We start from the raw sequence: 12,076 nt of genomic DNA on the forward strand, positions 1-12,076 counted from the left end.
ACAGAAAGACAGAGGGAAAACTATGTCATTGCAATTTATAATCGGTGGTTCCGGTTCGGGAAAGACACGGACATTGTATGAAAATCTGATCCGTCAGTCGATGGAAGAGCCGGACGGACGTTTTTTTGCTCTGGTGCCGGAACAGTTTACGATGCAGACGCAGAAAGAGATCGTGATGCTGCATCCGAACCATGGCGTGATGAATATCGATATTGTCAGTTTTGAGCGTCTGGCATACCGGGTGTTTGAGGAACTAGCGATTGAAAATCTGGCGGTGCTGGATGATATGGGAAAATCGATGGTTCTGCGGCGCGTCTCATCGGGCGTCCGGGGAAATCTGCACCTGTTTGGAGGGCATCTGGACAAGGCGGGCTTTATCAGCGAGATCAAATCGATGCTGTCTGAGTTTTTCCAGTACGGCATCACGGAGGAAAAGCTGGAGACGCTGATCGGGGAGACGAAAAGCCCGTTGCTGCGCCAGAAGCTTCTGGATATGCAGGTTTTATACCGGGCATTCCAGGCGTATACCGAGGAAAAAGTGATCGTAAAAGAAGAAATTTTAAGCCTTCTCTGCCGGGTGCTGCCGCAGTCACAGCTCATCCGCGACAGCGTTGTGACGCTGGATGGCTATACAGGCTTTACGCCGATCCAGTATGAGCTTCTGGAACTCTTATTCCGGTGCTGCCGGAAGGTGATCGTGACGGTCACGATGGATCCGGAGGACAACCCGTACCGCGAGAGCGTGCAGCAGAAGCTCTTTTACATGAGCCGTCATACCGTCTGCCGTCTGATTGACCGTGCTGCAGCTGCCGGATGCAGCCGGGATGAGGATATTTTGTTGAAAGAAAAACCAATGTGGAGATTTAAGGACAGCCCGGAACTGGGATTTATTGAAAATGAATTGTTCCGATATAGAGGAAAGGTGTATCATTCTGGGAGCGGGAACGAAAGCGGGGCTGCGGCTGAACACGGTCGGGAAAGCCTGCGTCTAATTGAAGCAGCAACCCCGCAGGCGGAAATCTCTTTCTTATGCGGAGAAATCCGGCGTTTGGTGGCATCGGAGGGCATCCGTTACCGGGAGATCGCGGTGATTACCGGCGACTTGGAGACATATTCGCGGGAGATTCTGAGGCAGTTTGAGAAGAATCAGATCCCGTGTTTTATTGATTATAAGAAAAATATTTTAAGTAACCCGATGGTGGAACTAATCCGGGCGGCGCTGGAGGTGCTGCAATCGGGCTTTTCCTATGAATCGGTGTTTCGATTCCTGAAAACAGGGCTGGTGATGCCGCTTGCGGGGCTTTCACCGGAAGTGATCTATCAGGCGGAAAATTATGTGATTGCGCTTGGAATCCGCGGGTTTAAGCGGTGGAACAGTACATGGGAGCGCGTGTACCGGGGGGCAGAGCTTATCAATCTGGATGAGTTAAATCAGTTCCGTGAGGCGGTTGTCACACCATTTCTGCCGCTTCGGGAGGTGTTTTCCAACCGCAAAGCAACGGTGCGCGAGCGGACGGAGGCGCTGGTCCATTTTCTCGAAGCACTTGAGATGGAGCAGAAGCTGGCGGCGATGGCGCAGCAGTTTGAAGAAGTGGGCGATATGAGTCTTGCCAAGGAGTACGGGCAGGTGTATGGGCTGGTGATGGATCTGTTTGACCGGATTGTGGCGCTTCTTGGCGAGGAGATCATGGGACAGCGGGAGTATGCAGAGATTCTGGACGCCGGTTTTGCGGAGATCAAGGTAGGACTGATCCCCGCGGTCGTGGACCGGATCGTGGTCGGCGATATCACGCGAACCCGTCTTTCCAATATAAAAGTGTTGTTTTTTGCCGGAGTCAATGACGGGATAGTGCCGTCTGTTTCGGGACGCGGAGGGATCCTTTCGGAGGCGGATCGCCGGGCGCTGCGGGAAATGCAGGTAGAATTGGCGCCGACCGCGCGGGAGGAAAGCTTTTTGCAACGATTTTATCTCTATCTGGCGCTGACAAAGCCATCGGACTATCTCTATCTGTCGTGTGCGGCGTCCTCTGCCGAGGGAAAAGCGATGCGTCCTTCGAGTCTGATGCTGCAGCTGCTTAAATTATTTCCGGAGAAACGTCTGGAACAGCCGAAGGAAGAGAAGGAAGCGCTCTGGTCGCCGGAGCTTGGCATGAGCTGGGTGCTTCGGGGACTGCAGGATGAAAAAAGCGGGGAAAATGACCAGTTTATATCGCTGTACCGATACTTTATTCAGTCAGAATCGTACCGGGATGAAATGCAGGCGCTCTCGGATGCTGCATTTTATACCTATCAGGATACGGGCATCGGGAAGGCGGCGGCGCGGGCGCTCTATAGCCCGATTCTGCGGGGCAGTGTGACGCGTATGGAGCTGTATGCGTCGTGTGCGTATGCACATTTTCTTTCGTATGGGCTGGAATTGTCGGAACGGCAGATGTACGAGATTGCCCCGTCGGATATCGGAAATCTGTTCCATGCGGCGATCGACATGTATTTCACGCGGATGAAAGAGGAAAATCGTCTGTTTTCCGGCATTTCGGAGGAAGACCGCCAGAAAATGGTGGCGGAGTGTGTGGCGTCGGTCACGGAGGAATACGGCAATGCGATTCTGGGAAGCTCGTACCGGAACCAGTATCTGGAACGGAAGGTATACCGGATCACGGATCGGACGATCTGGGCACTGACGGAACAGCTAAAAAAAGGTGATTTTGAGCCAGCCGGGTTTGAGGTCAGTTTTTCACCGATGGATCACCTGAGAGCGATGCGGATTCCGCTTTCAAGCGAGGAGGCGATCCATCTGCGCGGGCGGATTGACCGAATCGATCTCTGCGAGGATGGCGACCGGCTGTACCTTAAGATCATTGATTACAAGACGGGAAAAACGAAATTTGACCTGACGGATATTTATTATGGATTGCAGCTGCAGCTGGTTGTCTACATGGATGCGGCGATGGAGAAGATCGGGCGGGAATACCCGGATAAAACGGTGGTTCCAGCGGGACTTTTCTATTATCATATCGAGGATCCGATGGTGGAGCGCAAGCCGGTGGAGTCGGAGGAGGAAACGAATGCCGATATTTTGAAGGCACTGCGGATGAACGGGCTGGTAAACGGCGATCGGGAGGCACTGGCACATCTGGATAACCGGCTGGGCGAGGAGGCGACGGCGGATTCGGATGTTGTGCCGGTTTCGATTAAAAATGAGGCGATCGTTGAGCGGCGTTCGCAGGCGGCAGGGGAAGAAAAATTCCGTGTGCTGGGCGCGTATGTGAACCGGAAAATGAAGCATATGGGGCGGGAGATTCTGGATGGAAACATTGCGGCGTCGCCGTACAAAAACGGCCAGAAAACGGCGTGCGATTATTGCCCGTACCACAGTGTGTGCGGATTTGATTTGAAAACGGACGGCTACCAGTTCCGGCGTTTTGATAAGCTGAGCCCGGAGGAGATCTGGGGGAAGATGGAAGAAAAGGATAAGGAAACGGAACGGTAAGTTTGTGTTTGGCTGTGACTGTGGGAATGAAAGAATGAACCAGTCATGAAAAAGGAAAGGGCGAGAAATGGCAGTAAATTGGACCAGGGAACAGAAGCAGGTAATTGAGGGGCGGGAGAAAAGCCTCCTGGTGTCGGCGGCGGCCGGAAGCGGCAAGACCGCGGTGCTGGTTGAGCGGATTATCCGGATGATCACGGAGGGGGAGAACCCGAAGGACATAGACCGCCTGCTTGTCATGACTTTTACCCGGGCGGCAGCGGCGGAGATGCGGGAGCGGATCCAGGCGGCGATTGAGAAAAAACTGGAATCGGAGCCGGAAAATGAACATCTCCAGCAGCAGGCAGTTCTGGTTCAGTTTGCCCAGATCACGACGATCGACAGCTTCTGCCTGCATATCATGCGGGAACATTTTGACCGGCTGGACATCGATCCGGCATTCCGGGTTGGCGATGAGGGCGAAATGCTTCTGATGCGCGCTGATGTGATGGATGGGCTGCTGGAAGATTATTACCGCGACGGCGGGAAACGGTATGAGGAGTTTGTGGACGCGTATGCGACGGGCAAGGCGGACGATGGAATTGCCGAGTATGTGATGCAGGTCTACAATTTCGCCCAGAGTAACCCGTGGCCGGATGCGTGGTATGAAAAATGCCGTGAGGAGCTGCTCTTGACCGAACAGGGAGAGCTGGAGCAGACGGAGTGGATGCAGTTCCTTTTGCGTGATATTGCATTGCAGGCGCAGGAGTGGAAAATACAGCTTCGGGAGGCGTGGGAGATCTGCCAGGAGACGGGGGGACCGATGCCGTACCTGTCGATGATCGAGGAAGATCTGCGCCATGCGGAGGCAGTCTGCGGGGCAGCTGGTTCGTTTGAAACGATCTCGGAGGCATTGGAACAATTTACGTTTTCGCGTCTGGCGGCGATCCGCGGCAAAAACGGGGAGGTCGATCCGGAGAAAAAGGCGCTTGTTTCCGACTGCCGCAGCCGGGTCAAAAAAGCAGTTGAAAAGTTAAAAGGAGAGTATCTGTTTGCATCCCCGGAGCAGATGCTTGCGGATATGGAAGCTGGAAAAGAGCGGATTTTGGAACTTTTGGAGCTGGCGCAGGAATTTGGACGGCGGTTTAGGGCGAAGAAGAAAGAGAAAAATGTGGTGGATTTTCATGATCTGGAACATTTTGCGCTGGAGATTCTGACAGAACCGGAAGCAGAATGTTCCGAGGTGGAGGAAACTTCAAGTGCAGAAGAAACCGATCAGATGCAAGGGAAAAATGCCTGGACAGTGCGCGTACCAGGCACAGTCGCGGATGAGCTCGCCGTGCAGTACGACGAAATTCTGGTGGACGAGTACCAGGACAGCAACCTGGTTCAGGAGACGCTGATCCAGTGCATCAGCGGTGAACGCTTTGACCGCCCGAATGTGTTTATGGTGGGCGATGTCAAGCAGAGTATCTATAAATTCCGCCTGGCGAGACCGGAATTATTTCTGGAAAAATACAGCACATACACGTCGGAGGAGAGCGCGCACCAGAAGATCGAGCTTCACCAGAACTTTCGAAGCCGGGATCACATACTGGAATCGATCAATGCGATTTTTTACCGTATCATGACGGAAAAGCTGGGAAATATATCCTATACGGAAGATGCGGCACTGCATCCGGGCGCAGCCTTTGAAGAGCGGGATGGCCTGGATGAGTTAAAGACGGAGCTATTGCTGGTGGATTTGTCGGCGCAGCCGCAGAAAGAGACGGAATCCCCCGAGTTAGATGATGAGGCAGCCGATTACACCGCCAGAGAGCTGGAAGCGCGCATGATCGCCGGAAAGATCCGTGAGATGACGGATAAAGAACGGGGGATCACGATCTGGGATAAGGAGCTTGGCGCTTACCGTCGGGCGCAGTACGGGGATATTGTGATTCTGCTTCGAAGCGTCAGCGGATGGGCGGAAGAATTTATCGAGGTGCTGGCGACGCAGGGGATTCCGGCGGTCGCAGAGTCTCGGACGGGATATTTTAATACGCTGGAAGTCGAGACGGTGCTGAATCTTTTGGCAGTCATCGACAATCCGATGCAGGACATTCCCCTGGCGTCGGTGCTCAAATCGCCGTTTGGCGGCGTTTCTGATGAGGAGATGGCGTGGATTGTGGCGGAACATAAGGCGGGCGTTGACCGGTCGCGGGATGCAGGGCTTTACCGGGCGGTTGTGGAGTATATGAACGAGGATGGACCGGTGAAGTCGAATGACGAAAGTGACGAGTCGTCGATCGCGGATGTGTTTCGTTTTCAAAAAAATAAATTAATTCAAAAGAATAACCTGCGCCGAAAACTCCAAAAACTCTTTACTCTTCTGGATACATTCCGCCAGGAAGCTGTTTACCTGCCGATGCACGAGCTCCTCTACCGGATTTACGACAAAACGGGCTATTACCGCTATGTATCGGCGCTTCCGGGCGGGGCGGGACGGCGCGGCAATCTGGATATGCTGGTGGAGAAAGCGGCAGCCTATGAGGCGACGAGCTACCGGGGCGTGTTCCATTTTATCCGGTATATTGAAAAATTGAAAAAATATAACACAGATTTTGGCGAGGCGCCGGTGGCGGATTCCGAGGGAACGGTGGTGCGGATCATGAGCATCCACAAGAGCAAGGGGCTGGAATTTCCGATCGTGTTTGTGGCTGGAATGGGAAAAAATTTTAACAAGCAGGATACGCGGGGGAAACTTCTGATCGACGCGGATCTGGGAATCGGAACCGACTATCTGGACAGCGAGAAGCGCATCAAGGGACCGACGCTCAAGAAAAATGTGATGAAACGCCGGATGGAACTGGAGGCGCTGGGCGAGGAACTGCGTGTTCTTTACGTGGCGCTGACGCGTGCGAAGGAAAAACTGATTCTGACGGCGTCCTCCCGGAAATTGGAGGATCGGATTGCGAAGTGGAGCGCAGTGGCAGCCGAACACGGGGCGATTCCGTATACGATTCTGACGCTGGCTTCCTCGTATCTGGATTGGATTTTGATGAGTATTCCGGAAAAAAATCCGTGGATTTCATATCAGATGGAAACGCTTTCCGACCAGATCGACCGTGAGATCGGCACGCAGATACGCCAGACGTTATCGAGAGAGTGGCTGCGGTGGCTGGCGGGGGAGGACAGCCATTTGTCGAATGACGAGAATCATCCAAACACGCAAAATCGGCTCGAAAATATCAGGCAAATAGAATCGATCATCAGCAGCAACTACCATTTCCAGTACCCATACCTGGACGATCTGAGTCTCAACACCAAGATGTCCGTTTCTGAACTCAAGAAAAAGGGCATGGAGGAAGAAGAGGAGGAGATGGTATTTCTGCCGACGCTGCCAGTGTTTATGGAGAAGGAGCAGGAAGAAAAAGGCGGCGCGACGCGCGGTACAGCGTACCACCGTGTGTTGCAGTTTTTGCCGTTTGAGCGGGCAATGTCGAGACAGGAGTTAAATGCATTTCCGGCGAAGCTGGCGGCTGAGGGGCGGATGGATGCCGAGGCGGCGGCGTTGGTGCGCGGCTCAGATCTGGCAAAACTGACAGCCAGTTCATTGGGAAAACGCATGCAGAGAGCGGCAGCAGCCGGGAAACTGTACCGGGAAAAACAGTTCGTCATCGGTATTCCGGCGCGCGAAATGGGCGACTGGGATTCGGATGAGCGGATTCTGATACAGGGTATCATCGACGCCTTTTTTGAGGAGGACGGCAAGCTGGTTCTGGTGGATTATAAGACAGATTATGTGGAAAATTCAGACATTCTGATCCGCCGCTATGAGGCACAGGTGCGCTACTATACCCGCGCACTAGAACAGATGACAGGAAAAAGGGTGGCGGAGCGCTACCTGTATTCGTTCCGGTTTGGGGCGATTGAAGTGTAAGGCAGTGATTCTGGATACAGATAGGCACGTTCGGAGCCGATCGTATTTCCAGTCAATACGCCGGGATATGCGGCGCAGGAGGATCTGACGGAGTACCGGAGTTTTACGGATTATACGGATCAGGGCTTTGTTTATGTCCATGCGGGCTGCCGCGGCCGATAATTTTATAGAGTGGGTCAATGCGTGCTGCGCCCAGAGGAATTAAAATAATAAAATTAGAGAAATAAGTTTTGGTTAAAGGGTATCATCCGCCATCAGAACCGCTACCTGCGTCAGAAAATTCTCAGGATTTTTGTGCTGGGGCGGTCCCTCCAGATAGAGGTGGCGGGCGGTGCCCTTTAATGGAATCTGATATTTGTTTGCATACGCACAAAGATGCTTCACAATTACAGGAAGACCTTCATAGGCACCGTGATAAAAGATACAGAGCGCTTTCTGGCGGGGCAGGGTGACGAGATGTTCACCCCGGCTTTCCGGCGGGACGGCGATGCAGCAGGTAAAATCGCCCGGATTCGAAAGGTTGTATTCGGTGAAAAACATATGCTGGGTGGTGTCAGAACCATATTGGCGGATCGCCTTGATGAAGACGCCACGTAATTGCTCTTTCTTGTCTTCAAGTTCTGTCGAATGCAGATCCTGGCAGTAAACGGTCTGGGCGGGAAGTTCTATCTGTCGGATTTCAAAGTCATTGTGCCCTTTTGAATGTTCTTTTAATTTCTCAATATTCCGGCTGATCTCGTCACGCAGATCTTCCAGACGAGTGATCAGCGGCTCCAGATCCGTCGTGCCGTGATAATAGGCATAGATATCATCCAGCGACAGACCGAGATTCTGCAGAATGCGGATGCTCCGGATGCGCGAGACGGTGTCTGCTGTATAGTAACGGTTTCCATTGATACCGTCTCTCTGATCCGGCAGAATAAGACCCTTGTCTTCATAATTTAAAATCATGCGCCGGGTCACTTCCAACGCTTTGGCTGCCTCGCCGATCGAGAGCAGCCGTTTTTTATCGTGCGTCATAAAACCTCCTGTTAGATATCCATAAGATGTGCAATCATGTATATTTGTCATGTAGGATTCTGGTGCAATTTTTTACACTCATAGTTGTGTATAATTACATGAAAAATAAGTAAAAATTATATAAATTAGCTAAAAAGGGATTGTATCGTACATCAATGTACGGTATATAATCATTTTATTGAAAGCGGGATGCCGTGTCAAGTATTCCGCCGATGCAAAACACCACACAATTTGTCATACTATGCACGTTGAAAAGGAGTATCCGGGCAGGCAGGAGCGTCAGACATTGGGGAGAATGAGTATTTTATATACAGAAAGATTTGATGGCTCATCTGCAAACATCTGCCCGGAGAAACATTTCAACCAAAACGCCTTTATTGTATACCTATGATGCTGCGTTTTATCTGGAAAAATCAAGAAAGAATTGACATTTGAACGCCTTCCATATATGCTTGAACCAATATGATTTTCGATTTGACAGATGGGAAAATCAATGGAAAATCTAAGCAGATATGGGAGGCTTTTATGGATCAGGAAAATCAGACACCACACAAACGGCGTGTCAGATATAAAGGAAAATATCCAAAAAAATTTGAAGAAAAATATAAAGAGCTGCAGCCGGAGAAGTATCAGGACACGATCCAGCACGTGATTCAGAAGGGAAATACACCAGCAGGCATGCATATTTCCATTATGGTGCAGGAGATTCTGGACTTTTTGCAGATCCAGCCGGGGCAGGTCGGATTTGATGCGACGCTAGGATACGGCGGACATACGAAGGCGATGCTGGCCTGCCTGAAAGGGCAGGGACATATGTATGCGACCGATGTTGATCCGGAGGAATCCGCCAAGACGCGGAAACGCCTGGAAGAAGCGGGCTATGGCGAGGACATGCTTTCAATCCGTCTCCAGAACTTCTGTACAATCGATGAGATTGCCAAAGAAGCGGGTGGTTTTGATTTTATTTTAGCCGATCTGGGCGTGTCTTCGATGCAGATTGACAATCCGAAGCGAGGCTTTTCGTTCAAGGTAGATGGACCGCTGGACCTGCGCCTGAATCAGGAAAAAGGCATCAGCGCCGCCGAGCGCCTTGACACGATCGAGCGTGAGGAGCTGGCGGGCATGCTGTACGAAAATTCAGACGAACCGTACTGCGAGGAGCTGGCAAAAGCGATCACGGATGAGATCCGCCGTGGAAACCGGATCGATACGACCACGAAACTCCGTGAAATCATTGAAAAAACATTGGATTTCCTTCCGGAAAAGGAGAAAAAGGAGACAGTCAAGAAGACCTGTCAGCGTGTTTTCCAGGCGCTCCGGATCGATGTAAACCAGGAATTTGAAGTACTCTATGAGTTTATGGAGAAGCTTCCGAATGCGCTTCGACCGGGCGGACGGGCAGCGATCCTGACCTTCCATTCCGGAGAGGATAAACTGGTGAAAGCGGCGCTCAAAGAGGGATATCGCGCCGGTATCTATAAAGAATATTCCAAAGATGTGGTGCGCCCGTCTGCGCAGGAGTGCGTACAGAACCCGCGTGCCCGCTCGACGAAGATGCGCTGGGCGATCCGGGCGGAGGAGTAAAAAAGAATATAAAAGAAAATATATGAAAAAACAGGGCAGCTGTTCCGAGCAATATGGGAGCGGCTGTCCTGTTTTTATTGTGAAGATCAAAGAGAGTCCATGTGAAAAAATTTCGGGCGCAGTGATGTCCGGTTCTGCAAAAATCCGATTAAAAGAGCAAAAATGTTTTTTTAGCGAGATTTCTGTTTCCGGTGCGTATACTATAAGATTACTTTTCAGAAAATAGAAAAGTAGTCACAGTTGTGAAAGAAAAACAGCTGCGAAAAAAACAAATCCGCGAGAAAGTTTCGTGAGAAAGAGAGGAAACGCATTGAAACAGGAAACACAAAATGAATTGGAACGATTTAGGGATTATTTGAGAGAACAGGAAAAAAGCAGCCATACGATCGAAAAATACTGCCGGGATGTGAGAAAGTTTTTGATGTTTGCTGATGAAGGCTGGGATAAAAATACAATTATATCTTTTAAGGAATATCTGCAAGCTCATTATAAAACGTCCAGCGCCAATTCGATGCTTGCGTCTCTGAACAGCTACTTTCATTTTATCGGAAGACAGGAATACTGTGTCCGCACGTTCCGGGTGCAGAAGCGGATTTTCTGTGATGAGAGACAGGAAATGACGCGCAGCGATTATCAAAAGTTAGTTAAGGCGGCGCGGGAGCGCGGCGATGAACGCCTCTGTGCGATATTGCAGACGATCGCGAGCACGGGCATACGAATCAGCGAGCTTTCATATATTACAGCGGAATCACTGGCACAGGGGGAAGTAGTGATCGACTGTAAGGGAAAACAGCGGGTGATCCTGCTGCCGCAGTCGCTGATGCTGTATCTGACGCAGTACTGCCAGAAGCAGCGGATTGTGAGAGGCAGTATCTTTGTCACAAGAAGCGGGCAGGCAGTCCGCAGACAGAATGTGTGGGCGGACATGAAATCCGTCTGCGCCGAAGCAGGTGTTCTTCCGAGCAAGGTATATCCGCACAATCTGCGCCATCTGTTTGCCAAGATATTTTACGAGCGCGATCACGATCTGGTCCGTCTGGCAGACTATCTGGGTCACAGCAGCGTGGAAACGACAAGACGTTATACGATCATCAGCAGCCGTGAAGCGTGCCGCAGACAGCTGGAATTAGGTTTGTTGATTGATAGGGAAAATTGACGAAAAACATAATGGGAATTATGTCATATCCACCTGTTTTGTTTTTTCTTTAATTTGCAAGGTTTTTGTCGGATTTTGGATAAAATATCTGTACTTTCAAGTACTGTTTTTTAACGTCTTTGTAGGTTGAAATTTTTTCTCAGAAGTGATAAACTTGATAATAAAATCATATATTTAGATATGTATGCAGATTTTTTTCATTTCATGACATAATTCCCATTATGTCAGCCGGGGAGGTGGAGTATGTGAGAGAAGATCTGACGGGGCGCCGGTATGGACGTCTGACTGTCTGCCGGGAGATAAAACAGGCAGAAAAAAGCCGCCGCCATTACTGGCTGTGCCGGTGCGACTGCGGGAAAGAAAAGACCGTGGAGGAGTCCCATCTGAAAACAGGGCATACAAAAAGCTGCGGATGCTATCGGAAGGATCTTCCGTCCAGTCGGCGGATCGATCTGACAGGTCGTCAGTTCGGACGTTTGAAAGTGCTTGAAGAGGCGGATAATTCCAACCGGACAGGTGAATATTGGAAATGTGTCTGTAGCTGCGGACGCCTGATTGAGGCATCCAAAGAAAGCCTGTGCGCGGGAAAAACCAAGAGCTGTGGGTGCCTGCAGGCGGAGACACGAAAGAAAAACATGAAAAAAGCGATTCATTTTGTAGGCGGAACCTGCCTGGAACGAATCGCCAACCAGAAAAATACGGCAAACAATACAAGCGGCTACCGAGGCGTCTACCAGCGGGAAAATTCCCGGTGGCGGGCAGCGATCGGCTTTCAGGGAAAAGTGTACAACCTTGGAACCTTCGTAAACCTTGAGGATGCGGTGGCAGCGCGGAAAAAAGCAGAAGAGGAATTGTACGAGCCATTTTTGCGGGAACATGGCGTGAAAGCGGTGCAGAAGGGAGGTATTTAAATCTGCATAAGGGGACCTGC

General features: G+C 50.9%; 6 protein-coding genes. 5 read left to right on the plus strand and 1 reads right to left on the minus strand.

What is annotated here, in order from left to right:
* Positions 1-22: 22 nt before the first annotated feature.
* The gene (gene addB / locus DW720_RS08225) at positions 23-3,490 is read left to right on the plus strand and encodes a helicase-exonuclease AddAB subunit AddB (RefSeq protein ID WP_118749506.1); all 3,468 of its coding nucleotides are present in this window, start codon (positions 23-25) and stop codon (positions 3,488-3,490) included.
* 67 nt (positions 3,491-3,557) lie between these two features.
* Complete coding sequence (gene addA / locus DW720_RS08230) at positions 3,558-7,385, plus strand: helicase-exonuclease AddAB subunit AddA (RefSeq protein ID WP_118749507.1); 3,828 nt, start codon at positions 3,558-3,560, stop codon at positions 7,383-7,385.
* A gap of 234 nt (positions 7,386-7,619) precedes the next feature.
* Here the strand turns inward: addA and DW720_RS08235 are convergent, their stop codons facing one another.
* Entirely contained in the window at positions 7,620-8,405 is a 786-nt protein-coding gene (locus DW720_RS08235; protein ID WP_118683898.1) for a MerR family transcriptional regulator, read from the minus strand.
* Positions 8,406-8,930: 525 nt separating this feature from the next.
* On the opposite strand from DW720_RS08235, the gene rsmH reads away from it, so the two are divergent.
* From rsmH to DW720_RS08255, 3 genes are all read left to right on the plus strand, one after another.
* Positions 8,931-9,989, plus strand: a complete 1,059-nt coding sequence (gene rsmH, locus DW720_RS08240) for a 16S rRNA (cytosine(1402)-N(4))-methyltransferase RsmH (protein WP_117796375.1) — start codon at positions 8,931-8,933, stop codon at positions 9,987-9,989.
* 310 nt (positions 9,990-10,299) lie between these two features.
* Positions 10,300-11,145 carry a tyrosine-type recombinase/integrase gene (locus tag DW720_RS08250; protein ID WP_118749508.1) on the plus strand — a complete coding sequence of 282 codons (846 nt, stop codon included), beginning with the start codon at positions 10,300-10,302 and terminating at the stop codon, positions 11,143-11,145.
* Between the two features lie 245 nt (positions 11,146-11,390).
* On the plus strand, positions 11,391-12,056 hold the full coding sequence (locus tag DW720_RS08255) for a hypothetical protein (protein WP_118749509.1): 666 nt from the start codon (positions 11,391-11,393) through the stop codon (positions 12,054-12,056).
* Positions 12,057-12,076 lie beyond the last annotated feature (20 nt).

It is taken from the genome of Clostridium sp. AM27-28, from assembly GCF_003480955.1.
Classification (GTDB): Bacteria; Bacillota; Clostridia; order Lachnospirales; family Lachnospiraceae; genus Otoolea; species Otoolea fessa.